This window comes from Kitasatospora saccharophila, assembly GCF_039529925.1.
Classification (GTDB): domain Bacteria; phylum Actinomycetota; class Actinomycetes; order Streptomycetales; family Streptomycetaceae; genus Kitasatospora; species Kitasatospora saccharophila.
The window spans coordinates 64,861-81,799 of the sequence record NZ_BAAANS010000001.1; the positions used below are offsets into that span (position 1 = coordinate 64,861).

At 74.7% G+C, this 16,939-nt stretch carries 15 protein-coding genes; 8 read left to right on the top strand and 7 right to left on the bottom strand.

What is annotated here, in order from left to right; genetic code table 11:
* The first annotated feature begins 76 nt into the window (after nt 1-76).
* Together ABD345_RS00355 and ABD345_RS00360 are read left to right on the top strand one after the other, a co-directional pair.
* Nucleotides 77-2,896 (top strand): helix-turn-helix transcriptional regulator, encoded by a 2,820-nt coding sequence (locus ABD345_RS00355; protein ID WP_344549592.1) that lies wholly within the window; start codon nt 77-79, stop codon nt 2,894-2,896.
* A 37-nt stretch (nt 2,897-2,933) separates the two neighbouring features.
* Complete coding sequence (locus ABD345_RS00360) at nt 2,934-4,247, top strand: metallophosphoesterase (RefSeq protein ID WP_344549593.1); 1,314 nt, start codon at nt 2,934-2,936, stop codon at nt 4,245-4,247.
* 73 nt (nt 4,248-4,320) lie between these two features.
* Here ABD345_RS00360 and ABD345_RS00365 read toward each other — a convergent pair whose 3' ends face one another.
* The gene (locus ABD345_RS00365) at nt 4,321-5,283 is read right to left on the bottom strand and encodes a LysR family transcriptional regulator (RefSeq protein WP_344549594.1); all 963 of its coding nucleotides are present in this window, start codon (nt 5,281-5,283) and stop codon (nt 4,321-4,323) included.
* A gap of 78 nt (nt 5,284-5,361) precedes the next feature.
* Nucleotides 5,362-5,769, bottom strand: a complete 408-nt coding sequence (locus ABD345_RS00370) for a transcriptional regulator (protein WP_344549595.1) — start codon at nt 5,767-5,769, stop codon at nt 5,362-5,364.
* A gap of 209 nt (nt 5,770-5,978) precedes the next feature.
* Here ABD345_RS00370 and ABD345_RS00375 point away from each other — a divergent pair, with 209 nt between their 5' ends.
* A complete protein-coding gene (locus tag ABD345_RS00375; protein WP_344549596.1) occupies nt 5,979-7,955 on the top strand; it encodes a lamin tail domain-containing protein in 1,977 nt (658 codons plus the stop codon).
* Nucleotides 7,956-8,013: 58 nt separating this feature from the next.
* On the opposite strand, the gene ABD345_RS00380 is transcribed toward ABD345_RS00375, so the two are convergent.
* Nucleotides 8,014-9,081: a class I SAM-dependent methyltransferase gene (locus tag ABD345_RS00380; RefSeq protein WP_344549597.1), complete on the bottom strand. Its 1,068-nt coding sequence runs from the start codon at nt 9,079-9,081 to the stop codon at nt 8,014-8,016.
* A gap of 301 nt (nt 9,082-9,382) precedes the next feature.
* Here ABD345_RS00380 and ABD345_RS00385 point away from each other — a divergent pair, with 301 nt between their 5' ends.
* The gene (locus ABD345_RS00385; protein WP_380273891.1) at nt 9,383-10,237 is read left to right on the top strand and encodes a helix-turn-helix domain-containing protein; all 855 of its coding nucleotides are present in this window, start codon (nt 9,383-9,385) and stop codon (nt 10,235-10,237) included.
* A gap of 98 nt (nt 10,238-10,335) precedes the next feature.
* Here the strand turns inward: ABD345_RS00385 and ABD345_RS00390 are convergent, their stop codons facing one another.
* Together ABD345_RS00390 and ABD345_RS00395 are read right to left on the bottom strand one after the other, a co-directional pair.
* The gene (locus ABD345_RS00390) at nt 10,336-10,557 is read right to left on the bottom strand and encodes a DUF397 domain-containing protein (protein ID WP_344549598.1); all 222 of its coding nucleotides are present in this window, start codon (nt 10,555-10,557) and stop codon (nt 10,336-10,338) included.
* Between the two features lie 178 nt (nt 10,558-10,735).
* The gene (locus tag ABD345_RS00395; protein WP_344549599.1) at nt 10,736-11,464 is read right to left on the bottom strand and encodes a GntR family transcriptional regulator; all 729 of its coding nucleotides are present in this window, start codon (nt 11,462-11,464) and stop codon (nt 10,736-10,738) included.
* A 452-nt stretch (nt 11,465-11,916) separates the two neighbouring features.
* On the opposite strand from ABD345_RS00395, the gene ABD345_RS00400 reads away from it, so the two are divergent.
* The gene (locus tag ABD345_RS00400; protein WP_344549600.1) at nt 11,917-12,255 is read left to right on the top strand and encodes a hypothetical protein; all 339 of its coding nucleotides are present in this window, start codon (nt 11,917-11,919) and stop codon (nt 12,253-12,255) included.
* Nucleotides 12,252-12,548 carry a hypothetical protein gene (locus tag ABD345_RS00405; protein ID WP_344549601.1) on the top strand — a complete coding sequence of 99 codons (297 nt, stop codon included), beginning with the start codon at nt 12,252-12,254 and terminating at the stop codon, nt 12,546-12,548. Before ABD345_RS00400 ends, ABD345_RS00405 begins: the two co-directional genes overlap by 4 nt.
* A 94-nt stretch (nt 12,549-12,642) precedes the next feature.
* Here the strand turns inward: ABD345_RS00405 and ABD345_RS00410 are convergent, their stop codons facing one another.
* On the bottom strand, nt 12,643-14,130 hold the full coding sequence (locus ABD345_RS00410) for a cellulase family glycosylhydrolase (RefSeq protein ID WP_344549602.1): 1,488 nt from the start codon (nt 14,128-14,130) through the stop codon (nt 12,643-12,645).
* A 309-nt stretch (nt 14,131-14,439) separates the two neighbouring features.
* On the opposite strand from ABD345_RS00410, the gene ABD345_RS00415 reads away from it, so the two are divergent.
* Nucleotides 14,440-15,132 (top strand): DUF6882 domain-containing protein, encoded by a 693-nt coding sequence (locus ABD345_RS00415; RefSeq protein ID WP_344549603.1) that lies wholly within the window; start codon nt 14,440-14,442, stop codon nt 15,130-15,132.
* An 80-nt stretch (nt 15,133-15,212) separates the two neighbouring features.
* On the opposite strand, the gene ABD345_RS00420 is transcribed toward ABD345_RS00415, so the two are convergent.
* Complete coding sequence (locus tag ABD345_RS00420; RefSeq protein ID WP_344549604.1) at nt 15,213-15,956, bottom strand: helix-turn-helix domain-containing protein; 744 nt, start codon at nt 15,954-15,956, stop codon at nt 15,213-15,215.
* 261 nt (nt 15,957-16,217) lie between these two features.
* Here ABD345_RS00420 and ABD345_RS00425 point away from each other — a divergent pair, with 261 nt between their 5' ends.
* A complete protein-coding gene (locus ABD345_RS00425; RefSeq protein WP_344549605.1) occupies nt 16,218-16,889 on the top strand; it encodes a DUF4097 family beta strand repeat-containing protein in 672 nt (223 codons plus the stop codon).
* The last annotated feature ends 50 nt before the right edge of the window (nt 16,890-16,939 follow it).

A 16,939-nucleotide genomic window follows, 5' to 3' on the forward strand; every position in this document is an offset into this window, starting at 1 on the left:
ATGGGTAGTTGGGCGACCGTCCGGGATGCGGTTCGCCACCCGGGCCCGGAGCGGGACGCCAACTAGGCTGGTTCGCATGCTGCATGGACGCACGACGGAGACCGCCGCGATCGACCGGCTGCTGGACGGGGCCCGGGAGGGGCGGGGCGGGGCCGTGGTCCTGCGCGGGGAGCCGGGGATCGGGAAGAGCGCCCTGCTGGCGTACGCCGCGCGGCGGGGCGAGCAGCGGGAGATGCGGGTGCTGCGCGGCGCGGGCGTCGAGGGCGAGGGTGAACTGCCTTTCGCCGGGCTGCACTTGCTACTGGCGGGGGTGCTCGACCGGCTGGGGTCGCTACCCGGGGCGCAGGCCGCCGCGCTGCGCGGCGCGCTCGGGCTGCGAACGGAGGCCGCGTCCGGCGACCGGTTCCTGGCCGGGCTCGGGGTGCTCACGCTGCTGTCCGAACTGGCCGCCGAACAGCCGGTGTTGGCGGTGGTGGACGACGCGCACCTGCTGGACGCGGAGTCGCTGCGGGTGCTGCTGTTCGCGGCCCGGCGGCTGGGCGCGGAGCGGGTGGCCGTGCTGCTGGCGGTGCGCGGGGGCACCGGCGACGGCGACGGCCCGGACACCCCCGGGCTGCCCGAACTGCCGGTCGGACCGCTGGACGCGGCCGCCGCCGAACTGGTCCTCGCCTCGGCCGCGGGGGCCGACCGGCTGCCCGGTCCGGCCCGGGCGCTGGTGCTCAAGGAGGCGATGGGCAACCCGCTCGCGCTGCTCGAACTGCCCGCCGCCCAACGGTCGTCGGAGCACTACGCGTCCCCGTACGGGGTGGCCTGCCTGCCCGCGCACAGCCGGCTGCTGCGCACCTTCACCGACAGCGTGGCGACGCTGCCGCCCGCCACCCGGACGGTGCTGCTGGTCGCGGCGACGGACGAGCGGGGGCGGCTGGACACCGTGCTGGCCGCGGCCGGACGGCTGGGCGCCGGGCTGGACGACCTGGAGCCGGCCGAGCGGGCCCGGCTGGTGCGGGTCGAGGACGGACGGGTCCGGTTCCGGCACTCGGTGATCCGGGCCGCCGTCTACCAGGGGGCCGGCACCGCCCGGCAGGTCGCCGCGCACCGGGCACTGGCCGAAGTCCTGGCCGAGGCGCCGGGCGGGGCAGCGGGCGGGGCCCTGACGGGCGGCGGCGGGAGCGACGGGAGCGGCGAGGACTGCGGGGCCGACCCCGAGCTGGCCCGGCAGCGGGCCTGGCACCTGGCCTCCGCCGCGACCGGTCCCGACGCCGAGGCGGCCCGGCTGCTGGAGCGCAGTGCCGAACACGCCCGCGCCCGGGGCGGGTTCGACGCCGTCGCGGCCGCCTACCAGCGGGCCGCCGCGCTCACCGCCGACCCGGCCGAGCGCGGCCGCCGGCTCTTCGAGGCGGCGTCGGCCGCCGCCGACGCCGGGCGGCTGGAGCAGGCCGACGGGCTGGCCCGGGAGGCCGGGCCGTACCTGGCCGACCCGGTGCGGCGGGCCCGGGCGGCCCGGCTGCGGGCCGCCGTCGCCGACGAGCAGGACCGCTCGCGCGACGCCCACGCCATGTTCACCGAGGCCGCCGGGGAGGTGGAGAGCGCCGACCCGGAACTGGCCGGGGCGCTGCTGTTCCAGGCCGCGCAGGCCGCCTGGCACGCGGGCGACCAGCAGGCGATCGAGCGCAGCGCCGAGCGGGCCGCCGCGCTCGCCCTGCCCGGCGCCGAACGGATCACCGCGCTGGCCCGGGTGGCCGCCGGCCAGCACCGGTTGGAGCCCGCCGCGCTCGCCGACGGCGCCGGTGCCGTCCGCGAACTCCTGTCCTCCGCCAGCGGGTCGGACTCCCCGACGGCGCTGCGCGAGCAGGTCCGGCTGGGCTGGTGGCACCTGTTCGACGGCCGGACCGACCAGGCCCACGAGCTGGCCGCCGCGGTCGAGCGCCGCTGCCGGGAGACCGGCGCGCTCGGCGTCCTGGCGGTGGCCCAGATGCTGCTGGCCCGCACCCAGCTGATGCTGGGCCGGCACCGCGACGCGCTCACCACCGCCACCGACGGGCTGCGCTCCGCCGAGGACAGCGGGCAGGCCCGGGTCCGGATCCACCTGGCCACCGTGCTGGCCCAGTTGGCCGCGCTGCGCGGCGACGAGGACGCCTGCCGGGCCCACACCGAGGAGGCGCTGGCCCGCGGCATCGCCCCGTCCACCGTGCACGCGGGCACCGCCCTGGCCGTCCTCGACCTCGGTCTGGGCCGCACCGAGGCCGCGCTGGACCGGCTGACCGCGCTCGCCGCGTCCCCCGACCGGCAGGGCATCATCGCCGCCCTGCCCGACCTGGTCGAGGCCGCCGCCCGGCTGGAGCGGCCCGAACGCGGCCGCACCGCCGAGGGCTGGTACCGGGAGCACGCCGCGCTCGGCGGGCAGCCCTGGGCCCGGGCGCTCGCGCTGCGCTGCCGCGCCCTGCTCACCGAGGACCCGGACACCGCCGCCGCCCACTACGAGGAGGCGCTGCGGCTGCACCAGCAGGACGGCGGCTCCCCGTTCGACCTGGCCCGCACCCGGCTGCTGTACGGCGAACGGCTGCGACGCCGGCGCCGCACCGCCGAGGCCCGCACCCAACTGCGGTCCGCCCTGCACGCGTTCGAGCAGCTGGGCGCCGCGCCCTGGGCCGAGCGGGCCCGCGGCGAACTGCGCGCCACCGGCGAGAGCACCGCCCAGGCCGCCGGTCCCGGCCCGCTGGACCTGCTCACCCCGCAGGAGCTCCAGGTGGCCCGGCTGGCCGCGGAGGGCCTCAGCAACAAGGACATCGGCAGCCGCCTGTTCATCAGCCCCCGCACCGCGGGCTACCACCTCTCCCACACGTACGCGAAACTCGGGATCACCTCCCGCACCGAACTGGCCCGGATCGCCTTCTGATCCGGCCGGGCGCGGGAGGACGGACACAGGAGGCGGCATGGCGACGGACAGCGGTCCCACCGAACGGACGGGGGCGCCCGGGCAGCCGGCGGGAGCCCCCGGGCAGCGGGCGACGGCGCCCGGGCAGTCGGCGGCGGTACCCGGGCAGCGGGCGGCGAGCGGGCGTCCCGCCGGGCCGCCGGTCGGGCGGCGGGTGGACCGGCGGCTGGCGATCCTGGTCGGCGTCCTGCTGCTGCTGTGCCTGCCGCCGTGGTGGACGCTGCTCGCGGCGGGCACCGGCTGGCCGCTGCCGGTGGTGCTCGCGGGCACGGCCGTGCTGCTGGCCTGGGCGGTCGGCTTCCCGGTCCTGATGGTCCGGGGCCACAGTCCGCGCAGCCGCGACGACCGGGCGGCCCGGATCGCGGACACCAGTCTCGGCGTGGTGTGGGTGCTGTGGACCTGCTCGGTGCTGGGCGCCCTGGCCGACCTGCTGCTGGCCGCGGCCGGCGTCGGCGGCACCGGCCGGGCCCGGCTGGTCGCGGCGGCGGTCGTGCTGCTGGCGGCCGGAGTGCTGGCGTGGGGCCACCACGAGGCGATGCGGGTGCCCCGGGTGCGGCGGCTGGACGTCCACCTGCCGCGGCTCGGCGCCGGGCTGGACGGCCTGCGGGTGGTGCTGCTGGCCGACACCCACTACGGGCCGATCGACCGGGCGGCCTGGTCGGCGGGCGTCACCGCGGCGGTCAACGCGCTGGACGCGGACGTGGTGGTGCACGCCGGTGACATCGCGGACGGCACGCCCGTCCAGCGCCGCGCCCAGTCCGCGCCGCTCGGGGCGGTCGAGGCCCGGCTGGCCCGGGTGTACGTGACCGGCAACCACGAGTACGGCAGCGAGGCCCAGGGCTGGCTGGACCGGATGACCGAGCTGGGCTGGGAGGCGCTGCACAACCGGCACGTGGTGGTGGAGCGCGGCGGCGACTCGCTGGTGCTGGCCGGGGTGGACGACGTCACCGCCGAGTCCTCCGGCCTGGCCGGGCACCGGACCGACCTGGACGGCGCGCTGGCCGGGGCGGACCCCCGGCTGCCGGTGCTGCTGGTCGCCCACCAGCCCAAGTACGTCCCGCAGGCGGCGGCCGCCGGGATCGACCTGCAGCTGTCCGGGCACACCCACGGCGGCCAGATCTGGCCGTTCCGCTACCTGGTCCGGATCGACCAGCCGGTGGTGCGCGGCCTGAGCCGGCACGGGGAGCGGACCTGGCTCTACACCAGCGGCGGCACCGGCTTCTGGGGGCCGCCGTTCCGGGTGTTCGCGCCGAGCGAGATCACCGTGCTGACGCTGCGCGCGGGCACGGGTAGCGCGGGCGCGGGCGGGTAGCGCGGGCGCGGGCGGGTCGCGGGTGGCGCTACCGGGTAGCGCGGGTGGCACTGCCGGGTGGCCGCGCGGTCGCTCAGCCCGCCGGGGTCCGGGACGGGGTCCGGGCGGGCGTCCAGGACGGCGTCCAGGCCCCGGCCGGGGTGGGGGCGGCGGCGGTCGCGGCGGCGAGGTGGGCGTGCAGGGCGGGCAGCGCCGGGTGCGGGTTGTCCCGGTGGTGCAGCAGCGAGTGCGGGTAGACCGGGACGGGGTCGGTGACCGGGACGCGGCGCAGGCCGTGGCCGGTGGGCCAGACCAGTCGGGTGTCCTCGCCCATGAAGGTGGCCAGCGCGGGGGTGTCGGCGATGGTGTCGAGCAGCACGTCGGAGCCGAAGTTGGGCCCGGTCGACTCGATGGTCAGGCCGAACTCGCCCGCCAGCGCCTCGTAGTAGGCGGCCCACTCGCTGCCGGGCAGCAGGCCGGGCATCCAGATCCGGTGCCCGGCGAGCTCGGCCAGCGGCACCGCGCGGGCGGCGGCGAGGGCGTGCCCCGGGCCGGTGAGCAGGTGCAGCGGTTCGTCCAGGACCCGGGTGGCGGTGAGGTCCTCGGGCAGCGGGCGGCCGGGCGCGCCGACGGCCCGGAACGAGGCGTCGACCGTGCCGGAGCGGATCGCGGCGACCGCGCTGTCGATGTCGAGCAGCATGACGATGTCCAGCTCGACGCCCGGGTGGGTGCGGTGGAAGGCGCGCATCAGCCGGGAGGCCGCGCCGCGCGAGTTGATCACGTCCACCCGCAGCGGCCGGGCGCCGGGCCGGACCGAGGCGGCGGCCCGGTCGGCGGCCCGCAGCAGCTCGCGGGCGTGCGGCAGGAACGCCTGCCCGTCGACGGTGGGTTCGGCCCCGCGCGGGGTGCGGGCGAACAGCCGGACGCCGAGGTCCCGTTCGAGCCCGGCGATCCGCTTGGAGACGGCCTGCTGGGTGATCGCCAGGTCGGTGGCGGCCTTCTGGAACTGGCCGGCCTCCGCGACGGCGACGTAGGTGCGCACGGCTTCGAGATCCATGACGGGCCACCCTACCGAACAATGGCTGGTTGTCGATGCGGCACATCAGCCCTGGTTCATGTGCCCCACCAGGGCTCCTCACACAACGGATGGTTGTGTGGTGGCCCGTTCGCGATCGTGCGCGGCACCGCGCCCGGCCGCCTCGGCGGCGATCCGCTGCAGGGCGGCCAGGTGCCCGGCCAGTGCCGCCCGGCCCTGCGCGGTCAGGCCCAGCCAGGTGCGCGGCCGCTTGCCGACGTAGCCGCGGCGGACCCCGACGTGGCCGACGGCCTCCAGGGCCGAGGCGATCTTGCTCAGTCCCGACTCCGACAGCCCGCAGCCCTCCCGGACGGCCCGGAACTCGGCCTCGGCGCAGCCCGACAGGAACCCCACCACGGCGAGCCTGGTGGGGTGGTGGATCGACTCGTCGAACCCCGGGAGCAGCCCGCCCCGCCCCGCCGCAGGCGTGCTGCGAGCCGCTTCGACCTCGTCTTGGTGCCGTTCCATCAGTGCTCCGAACCTCCCGACCCGGTAAGAACATTGCCAGCCTGGCAGGTGCTTTCCGCCGGGGCAATCACCCGCGCGGCGCGCCACCTCGCGCAGTGGCCGAACAGCCCCGGACCGGGGCGGCGTGAACCTGGCGTTCCGGCGGGAAGGGCCCGGGATTCAACCCGCGTACACGCTGTTTCCACGTCGTGTCGTCAGAGTTCCGGCCCGTGCCCACTACACACTCGCGTGTCGGCGTCGCCTCCGTGTGCGCCGCGTCCCTCACCTTCTCCGGCCTGATGGTCACCGGCCTGTTCGTCGCGCAGTCCGCGGCGGCGGCCGACCCGGTCGGCTACCAGAACGTGCGCGTCAACGAGGTCACCTCGGCCGGCAACGACACCGTCGAGCTCTACAACGCCGGTTCGGCGGCCGTGAGCATCAGCGGCTGGAAGATGTCCGACGACGGCTTCTCGCCGCAGACCTTCAGCCCGTCCGCGAGCAGCATCCCGGCCGGCGGCTTCGTCACCTTCAACTCGCCGAAGGGGCTGGGTGATTCGGACAAGGTGGTGATCTACACCGCCGACGGCACGGTGGTCGACCGGGTCGACTGGGCCACCGGCAGGGCCAAGCCCGCGATGGCCCGCTGCGGTGGCGACGGCACCGGCGCGTGGGTGACCACCACCACCGCCACCACCTTCGGCGCGGCGAACGCGGCCGGCTGCCCGTCCCCGCTGCCCGCCGCCGGCAAGGTCGTGGTCAACGAGGTCAGCTCGGACGGCTCGGACACCGTCGAGCTGTACAACGGCGGCACCGGCGCGGTCAGCATCGGCTCCTGGAAGTACGTGGACAACGACACCTCGCACACCGCGGCCACGATCTCCGCCTCCTCGCCGAGCGCGACCAGCATCCCCGCGGGCGGCTACGTCACGTTCAACTCCACCATCGGACTGGGCGGCAACGACTCGCTGTTCCTGATCGACGGCAGCGGCAACACCGTCGACTCGACCACCTGGGCCGCCGCGGGCGCCTCGCCCTCCGACGAGCGCTGCGCCACCGGCTTCCGGACCTCCGCGAGCGCGACCTTCGGCGCCGTGAACTCCTGCTCCGGCAGCACCCCCGGCGGCGGCACCGGCGGTACGGGCGGCACCGGCCAGCTGCTCGGCGGCGGCGGCTCGCTCACCAGCGGCTGCACCCCCGAGGCGCCCGGCGGCACCGGCGCCACCCCGTCCGGCACCCTGGCCTGGCCCGGCGGCCCCGACGTCACCATCGCCGACAACGTCTGCGCGTTCACCACCTCCACCGGCCCCGAGGGCCGCGACGTCAGCGGCCTGGCCTTCGACCCGGCCAACCCGTCCGTGCTGTGGGCCGCCAAGAACAAGAACTGGCTGTACAAGCTGGTCAAGAGCAACGGCAAGTGGATCCCGGACGCCACCTGGAGCGCCACCGGCAAGCAGATCCGCTTCGCGGGCGGCACCGGCCAGCCCGACTCCGAGGGCCTGACCGTCGGCGGCAACGGCCACCTCTACGTGACCTCCGAGCGCGACAACGGCAACAACACCGTGCCGAAGGACACCGTCATGGAGTTCGACCCGGCCGCCACCGGCAGCACCCTCACCCCGCTGCACCAGTGGGACATGACCGCGCAGTTCCCGCAGCTCAACACCGGCAACAAGGACGACGCCAACCTCGGCTTCGAGGGCGTCGGCTACGTCCCCGACAGCTGGCTGACCGCCAACGGCTGGACCGACCCGCTGACCGGCGCCGCCTACGACCCGGCGAACTACCCGCTGCACGGCTCCGGCCTGTTCTTCGCCGGCCTGGAGTACGACGGCACCCTGCACGTCTACGGCCTCAACTCGGACGGCACCTTCACCACCTTCGGCACCGTCTCCACCGGCAAGCCCGGCGTGATGGACGTGACCTACGACGCCGGCACCCAGCGGATCGTCGCCACCTGCGACAACACCTGCGGCGAGACCCACACCTTCCTGAAGGTCAACGCCGCCGGCGCGATCGTCCCGGACGTGACCTACACCAACCCGGCCGTCATGCCGGTCGACAACCTGGAGGGCTTCGCCCTCGCGCCGACCTCCACCTGTGCGGGCGGCTTCCGCGAGGCGGTCTGGAGCGACGACGGCATCTACGGCTTCGGCTCCGGCACCTCCTCGTACGGGCACGCCCTCTACAGCGGCACCTTCCCCTGCTGATCCCCGCTCCCGCCCGGGCCCCGGCCGCGCACCCCGCGCGACCGGGGCCCCGGCCGTCTCAACGCCGGGCCACGTAGTAGACGTTGAGGATGTCGCCCTCGACCCGCCGGGCGTCCACCCGGCCGAAGCCCGCCTCGGCGAGCATCCGGCGGGCGGTCTGCTCGCCCCAGACGGTGCCCAGGCCCTCACCGCCCTCGCCGAGCGAAACGCTGAGGCAGTAGAACACCGAGAAGGTGTAGAGCGCCGGGCCCAGCGGGTGGTCGACGTTCTCCTCCAGGCGGCTGGAGGCCGCGATGTCGCCCATCAGGAAGACGCCCTCCGGGCGCAGCGCCCCGGCGATCGCCGCCAGGGTGCGGGTGGGGCGGGCCAGGTCGTGGATCACGTCGAAGGCCGTCACCAGGTCGTGGGCGCCGGACAGTTCGGCGCTGTCGCCGACCTCGAAGCGGGCGTTCGACAGGCCCCGTCCGGCGGCCTCGGCGCGGGCCGCGGCGATGCCCTCCGCGGAGCGGTCCAGGCCCCGGAAGCGGCTGGCGGGGAACGCCTCGGCGAGCACGTTGACCGCGTGCCCCTGCCCGCAGCCGACGTCGACGGCGTCGATGCCCGCCCGCAGCCGCTCCGGCAGGCCCGGGACCAGCGGCACGATCCCGTCCACCAGCGCGAGGTCGTACACCTCGCCGGACTCCTCCGCCTGCAGCGCCTGGAAGCGCGGGTACGCCTCGTACGGCACCCCGGCGCCCGTCCGGAACGCCTCCACCACCCGCTGCTCGACCTCGGCCAGCATGCCGAGGTCCTGGGCGATCCGGGCCAGGTTGTCCGGCCCGGCGGCCCGGGTGAGCGAGGCCGCGTGCTCCGGCGGCAGCCGGTACGCCTCCCGCCCGGGGTCGTAGTCGACCACCCCGCCCGTCACCATCGCGCCCAGCCACTCCCGCACGTACCGCTCGTTCAGCCCGGCGGCCCGCGCGACCTCCCCGGCGGTGGCCGGCTCCAGACCCGCCATGACGTCGAACAGGCCGCTCTCGTGCCCGACCCCGGCCATCAGCCCCAGGCAGGCGTCGTTCAGCACCTGGACCATCCGGCCCGCGAACGCCTCCTGCTTCGCCCGGTCCGGTTCCACGGCGACAGCCATGACTCCTCCTTCCGCCACCGCGGCGGCCGGTCGCGGCCGCGCTCCGCACCGCGACGGGAACGCGCCGCGACGGGAACGCGCCGCCCCGAGGGCGCGTCACCACGGGAACGCGTCACCACGGAGGCCGCGCCACGGACCGCGGCCACGGCCGGCCGCCCGGTGGCTGCGCAAGCACCCCTTCTCCCGTCACGCTAGTCCTCCCGCCGCCGACCGCCCTGTTGAACGGGCCACCCCGCTCCCCCTCGCCCCGGATCCTCCGGAACGCTGCGGAACCCGCCCCGGGCGGCGGAGGATGGGCGCCATGCAGATGGACCGGACGGGGCTCGCCGACTTCCTCCGCCGCTCCCGCGAGCGGCTGCGCCCGCAGGACGCCGGACTGCCCGACGGGCCCCGGCGCCGCACCCCCGGCCTGCGCCGGGAGGAACTCGCCCAACTCGCGGGCGTCTCCGCCGACTACGTGGTGCGGCTCGAACAGGGCCGCAGCTCACAGCCCTCGCCGCAGCTCCTCGCCGCGCTCGCCCGCGCCCTGCGGCTGAGCACCGACGAGCGCGACCACCTCCACCTGCTGGCCGGCCACCGCCCGCCCGAAGGCCCCACCGCCGGGCCGCACGTCCGCCCCGCCCTGCGCTACCTGCTCGACCGGCTCGGCGACACCCCCGCCCAACTGCTCACCGACCTCGGCGACCTGCTCGCCCAGAACGCCCTCGCCGAGGCACTGTTCGGCTGCGTGTGCAAGGTCGCCGAACCCGACCGCAACATCGTCTGGCGCTGGTTCACCGACCCCGCCGTCCGGGAGGCGTACCCCGCCGAGGAACGCGACCCGCTCGGCCGCCTGCACGTCGCCGAACTGCGCGCCGCCGCCACCCGCCGCGGCTTCGACCCGCCCACCCGCGCCCTGCTCGACCGGCTCACCGCCGCCAGCCCCGAGTTCACCGCCCTCTGGCAGCGCCACGAGGTCGCCGTCCGCCGCACCAGCCGCCTCCGCGTCCTGCACCCGGCCGTCGGCCCGATCGAGTTCGACTACGAGCTGCTCCAGACCCAGGCCGCCGACCAGCGCCTGCGCCTGTTCACGCCCCCGCCCGACTCGACCGACCCCGGCCCGCTGGAACTCCTGCGCCGGCTCGGACCGGGGACGGCGCACCGCAGCCACCGCTAGCCTCCGCGGCGGCCGCCCGAACTCCCGGCGGCTCCCGGCAGCCCGCCCGGATCACCCCCGGGAGCCGCCGGCCCCGCCCCTCGCGTTCACCCTTGCCTTCACCCGGCCCCGAACTCCCCCGCCCGCACCCCCGCCACGAACACCGACCAGGCCCCGGCCGCGAAGACCAGCGCCGGCCCCTGCGGGTCCTTCGAGTCCCGGACGGGAACCACCCCGGAGAAGCCGTCGGCCACCTCCACGCAGTTGCCCTGGTAGCCGCTGAAGCTGCTCTTCCGCCACGCGGCGCGGCTCAGGTCCGTGTTGTCCCGGTCGGTGTGCATCACTCGAATTCCTTTGCCATCCGTGCGCCCGCCGAAGCGCGGCCCGCAGCGTCCTGCCCCCGTCCGAAAGGACACCCTCCCCTCCCCCGCCGCGCCGCACACCCGCAAAGCCCCTTCAAACATGGGAACTTCAAGATCGTCGGGCCACGACGGCGACCCGCGTTCCGGCCGGGAAGTCCTACGGCGTGTACTCGTAGCCGATCGTGAACCGGGCGGGGAGACAGGACTCCGTGTACTCGATCAGCCCCTCCTCGTCCGACCAGCGGTGCACGAGGGCGAGGATCGGACTGCCGACGGGAACGGCCAACGCCGACGCCTCACGCTGGTCGGCCTCCCGGGCGTGCATGTCGTCGCGCGCCGCCGTGACGGTCCGCCCGGTGGCTTCGAGGACCTTCGCGGTGATGCCGTCGTTGCGCCCGGGCGCCGTGTTGAGCAAGTCCGGTACGAGCGCCGCGAAGTGGGCCGGGTACCACGACACCGCGAAGAGGGTCCGCGACTTGCCCCGGCCCGCGACGTACTCGCGCCGGACGAGTTGCGCCCCGTGTTCGAGATCGAACAGGTCGGCCACGTAGAGCGGGGGAACCACCAGGCCCGCAGCCGTCACGCGGCTGGTCTCCCCCTCCATCAGGCTCGACCGCACACGCTGGACCCGCTCCAGCCGGTCGCGGCTGCTGGCCGTCACTCGGGGATCGTCCGCGACGAAGGTCCCCCGGGGAGACGTCCGGAGGTAGCCCTCCACCTGGAGGTGCTGGAGCGCCCGGCTCACCGTCGCGACCGCGACGTTCCACCGCCCGGCGATCTCCTTGTTGCTGGGGAGCTTGGAGCCGGGTTCGAGCTCGCCCGACAGGATGCGCTGCCGGTAGTGGTCCGCGATGACGGACCAGGTCTTCGGAGTCCTACTGGGCATGAGTCCTCACCATCGCACATGGGGGGCAAGTTCCCCTCAGAGCAGACTAGTTCACTCGAAACCGTTGCGGGAGAACTAGGCCACTCAACATGCTGGACTAGTTCACTGACTGAGCGTCACGAAGCGTTTCCGGATCGGCACCGAGGACGGCCCCGACTGGAACCTGCCGACCCGACTCCACGCACCCATCTCGCACGCACCACCACGGAGCACGACCCATGACGACACACCAACCCTTGCCGGAAAAGCCTTGCTCAGCAGCCAGGTTGACGATCCGGGTCTACCGGGTGGGGCCCGACGGGGTTCGGGTGCAGGTCTCCTCCTGTTTCTCGGACGAGGACCTGCACCTGCCGTTGGTCTCGGCGCTGACCTGGCCGCCCTGTGCGTGTCCGCGTTGCGCCGTCGCCGCCGACGCGGCCTGAACGCACCGCACCATCGAGGAGAGGAAGCACGTGCTGTACACCGGACAACCGCTGGTGGCCGTCGACGTCCTGCAGCGGTTCCTGCGCGGCGGGTTCACCGACTCCGAGGGGGCGGCGGACTCGCTGGAACGCGCCTTCCATGCCGCCCGCCTCGACCCGCCGACCGGGCTCTCGCCGGTCTACCGCGACGACGTCCCGCCGGAGCTGGCGGGCCTCGCGCTGGGGTGCGTCGGACTGCCCTGGGCGCAGCAGCTGGCGGAAGCGCTGCTCGAACTGGCCTTGCTGCGCAGCGAGTTCCCTCCCGCCGTCCGGCTCGCGACCCCGGAGCTGGGCGCCGAGAGCCGCTCCGCGCTGGGGGTGACCTGGTGAGTGGTGACGTGTTGCGGCAACGTGCCTGGGAGATCGCCGAACAGCTCGCCGAGGCGGGTGGCGGGGAGGCCCGACTGACCGTCATCCCCGACGGCTACCGCGTCGAACTACGCATCTTCCGACCCGAGGACGGCTCCCCCAGCCCCGAGGACCACCTGGCCGTCCTCAAAGCCCTCGCCCTGGGCGACCGCTGGGGCCACCGCTACTCGCCGCCCTCCCGCAACAACGGCACCGCCCGCGAAACCGTCTGGAGCGAAGTCCACCACAACCCACCCACCGAACAAGGAAGTTGAGCGAGGTCGAACCGGCGGAGGCCCGCTCCCCCGCCCGGGTGGACGAGAGAGCGGGCCTCGCAGTGGGATGGCGGGGGTCAGGCCGTGGGGGTCATCAGTGGTCGGCCTTGCCGCCGCGCACCACGCAGGAGGCGCTGTTCTCCCAGCCCCAGCCGTCACCGTCCGGGTCGGACGAGGCGGAGGCGCAGTACGGGTAACCGTTCGGCGCGGTGGTGGCGGTGGCGCCGGTGTCGGCCTTGCCGCCGCGCACCACGCAGGAGGCGCTGTTCTCCCAGCCCCAGCCGTCACCGTCCGGGTCGGACGAGGCGGAGGCGCAGTACGGGTAGCCGTTCGGCGCCTTGGACGCGGTCGCGCTCGGGGACGGGGAGGACGAGGCGGAAGCGGAGGCGGAGGCGGTCGGAGTGGTGTCGGCCTTGCCGCCGCGCACCACGCAGGAGGCGCTGTTCTCCCAGCCCCAGCCGTCACCGTCCGGGTCCGAGGAGGCGGAGGCGCAGTACGGGGAGCCGTTCGGCGCGGTGCCGGTGCCGGTGGAGGTGGACGGGGAGGCCGAGGTGGTGGGCGTCCCGCCGGTGTAGACGGTCGCGGGGCGGGCCGTGGCGGCGATGCCGTTGGCGCCGTTGAAGAAGCGGTTGCCCCAGGCGGTCAGCGAGTTCTTGTCGAAGTTGTTGACCAGGTCGAGGTACTCGACGCCGCCGCCGTTGCCGCTCCAGGACCAGCCGAGGTAGCCGATGCCCCGGGCCTGGGCGGTGGCCATGATGGCGTCCTCGTCCGGGTCGCCGTCGCTGTGCTGGGCACCGAACTCGCCGACCACGATGGGGAGTCCGGCCGAGGTGTAGGCGTTCAGGTAGTCCTGGACCTTGGCGGCGGTGTTGTAGACGCCGTACATGTGGATCGAGAAGATCGTGTTGCGGTCGGCGTCGGAGGCGAACACCGAGGCGGCGTTGTCGCGCATGGTGCCGGACCAGTCCTGGCCCCAGTTGGGGCCGTCGACCATCAGCGCGTTGTGGATGCCGGCGGCGCGGACCTTCGCGATCGCGCTCTTGGTGGCGGCGGTCCAGGCGGTGTAACCACTGTTGCCCCAGGGCTCGTTGGCGATGTTGACGACGACGTGGTTCTCCTGGCCGATGATCGCGCTCTTGTTGTCGACCCAGAACTGGGCGGCCGCGTCCAGGGTGCCGGCGGCGGCGTCCTCGCCGTAGCCGGTGGCGTCGTGCACCTCCAGCACGCAGATGACCTTGGCGGCCTTGCACTGGGCGATCAGCGCGGAGACCTGCGCGGTGCTGGTGCGGGTCCACCGCTGGCCGTCGCTGAGGACGACGCGGACGGTGTTGGCGCCCTTGGACGCGATGTCGGCGATCGCGGTGGTCTGGCTGGGGTACCAGGCGTACGCGTGGTTGACGCCGCGCATGACGAACTGGTTGCCGTTCGCCTCGTAGACGCGGCCGTTGCTGACGTGGATGCCGGAGGTGGCGGCTTCGGCGCTGCCGGGGGTGAACCCGAAGACGGAGAACAGCAGACCGAAGACGGCGGCGACTGCCGCGCCGACAGCCGTGAGCGCCCTGCGGCTCGGCGGCTTTTCCATGACTCTCCTCTGGGTGGGGGTAGGGAACGCGACCGGCCCGACACCCCGCCGCGGGCGGCCCCTCCGAGGGGGCGGGGTGGCCGGGCGGGTGGTGGAGGGAGTACGGGCGGCTGCGGCGACAAGGTCCTGGCAACGTTGTCTGCGGGATCCTGGCATGCCGCACCAACCCGGTCAATGCTTTGAACTTAACCGATTAATTTGCCATCGCAGCTGGCAATTACACCGAACATCGAGGTACGTGAAGTAAAGCGGTCAAGCTAAACCGAACTGACGCTCTGTCAAGTCGCTCCGCCTCGCTAGGCTGCCAGTGTGACCACGACCTTCAGCGAACCCTTCCTCCGCACCGCCGAACACCACGCCGCCTGGGGCGCCGAGCAGTTGGAGGCCCTGGGCCGTGTGCTGCCGGACGCTCCGTGGACGGCCGACCTGGAACAGGGCCTCTACCGGACCGGCGAGCTGACCCTGCGGGTCGGGCTGCTCGGGACGTTCGACCCGGTGGACGGGTCGTGGCTGTGGGGCTGGGCCAACCCGGGGTTCGCCGAGGCGCCGGTGGCGGCCGCCTCCGCCCGGATCGCCGAGTTCGGACGGGCGTACGGCGTACCGGAGTTGGCGGAACCGGGGGTCGACCTGTCCGACTTCGCGGACCCCCGGCACGCGGCCGAGGCACTGGCCTTCACCGGCATGGGCGTGCTCGGCGCGCCGGGCTACATCGGGCAGGCGGCCGGGCCGGACACCCGGGTGTACTTCGTGCCGCAGGACCCGGCCCTGCGCCCGGCGCCGCTCGACCCGGTCACCGTGCCGCGGATGCTGCTGACCGGCGCCGGACTGTTCGGGCGCGACGCCCGCGCCGTGGTGCGCGGCTACTTCGGCCACCACGGCGCGCCCGTGACCGAGGAGCCGGACGCGATCAGCGCCGGGCTGCCGGGCGGGCACAGCGTCCGGGTGTCGTTCGACCCGCAGGGGCGGATCGCCTCCGTGGACGGGGTGCTCGGCGGCAACTGAGCACCCACGAGGGGATGGACCACCCCCGGACCAGGACGGCCGCCGTGCTCGGCGGCGACTGAGCACCCCGCCCAGGGGGTTCACCGCTCGCCGGGTGCTCCCCCGTCGGCCTCGACCGGTCGACTGAGGAGCACCTCGCGCGCCTGCTCGGCGGCGCGCAGCAGCATCTCGGAGAGGTGGTCGAGGAACCGGGCGACGCTCTCCAGCCGCGCCCCGGCGGGGGTGGCCGAGCCGAGGACGGCGACGCCCTGCCGGGCGGTGGCGGCCACCGTGGCGTTGGCGTGGGCGCTGGCCACCGCCGACTGGTACCAGATGTCGTCGTCCACCGCGTAGCTCTCGCGGCGCCGCTCGTCGCGCTTCCGGCGGATCATCGACTGCTCGTCCAGGAAGGCGACGGCCTTGGAGACCGAGGCCGGACTGACGTCCAGTCGGCGGGCGAGTTCGGCGGCGCTCAGGCAGCCGGAGTCGGTGAGCAGCAGGGCCGCCAGCACCCGGGCGGGCATCCGGCTGAGGCCGGACTGCATGAAGACGGTGGTGATCGCCTCCTCGAAGCCGGCCACCGCCTCGGGGTCGCGCCCGTCGGCCGGGCGGTCGGCCGGGCGCGGGCCGCGGGCGGGGGCGTTCCGGCGGTGGGCGCGGTGTTCGGTGGCGCGGTGGGCCAGGTCGGCCCGGTAGCCGGACGGGCCGCCGTTGCGCATGACCTCGCGGGTGACGGTGGAGGTCGGCCGGTCGATCCGGCGGGCGATCTCCGCGTAGGCGAGGTCGTCGGCCAGTCCCAGGGCGATCTGCTGGCGTTCCTGCTGGGTGAGCCTGCCTCCCGGCATCGGGGCCCCCTTCTGCGATGTGCGGCGCGTGCTGTTTCCGCGCCCAGCATAGCGTTCACCCTCATTTCATTGCAACGAACGATCGGGCTGACGTTGCGTTAGGCGCAGAATCATTGCAACGATTTTCCCACCCCAACCTGTAGTGATGCACTTCGATTGCAACAAGTACGTTGCCTGATCCTTGAACGCAACGTAGCGTTTCCATCATCAGAAACAAGGCGGCGCACAACAGGGCGCCGCCCCCGACCCAGGGAGCGCACCATGCAGAAGTTCGCCACCCCCACCCCGGTCACCGTCGTCCTGGACGTCCCGGCCGGCCTGGTCCGCTTCATCGCCGCCGACCGCACCGACACCGTGGTCGACCTGCGGCCCGCCGACCCGGCGAAGAACCGCGACGCCGAGGCCGTCGCCCGGACCGAGGTCGGCTACGCCGACGGCGTGCTGCGGATCGTCACCGGCCCCGCCGCACGCCGCCTGCTCGGCCCGTCCGGCGCGCTGGACGTCACCGTGCAGCTGCCCGCCGGCTCGAAGGTCGAGGCGAAGAGCGCGGACGTCCAGCTCCGGGGCGTGGGGCGGCTCGGCGACGTCACCTTCGAGAGCGCCCGGGGCACCGTGAAGCTCGACGAGGCGTCCGCCGCCAGCCTCACCCTGCAGGACGGCGACATCGAGGTCGGCCGCCTCACCGGCCCCGGCGGGTTCAGCACCCGGCGCGGCGACCTGACCGTCACCGAGGCGGTGCGCGGCGCACTCGAACTGACCACCCTGTCCGGCTCGATCTCGGTCGGCGTGGCCCGCGGCGTCTCCGCCTCGCTGGACGCCGGCACCGCCCACGGCCGCGTCCACAACGCGCTGCGCAACGCCGACGACATCCCGGCGGTCACCATCCGCGCCACCACCTCGAACGGCGACATCTCCGCCCGCACCGCCGCCTGACCAGCCGTCCCTCCGCCGGCCCCGCACCGCCGCACCGCCCCGCACCGACC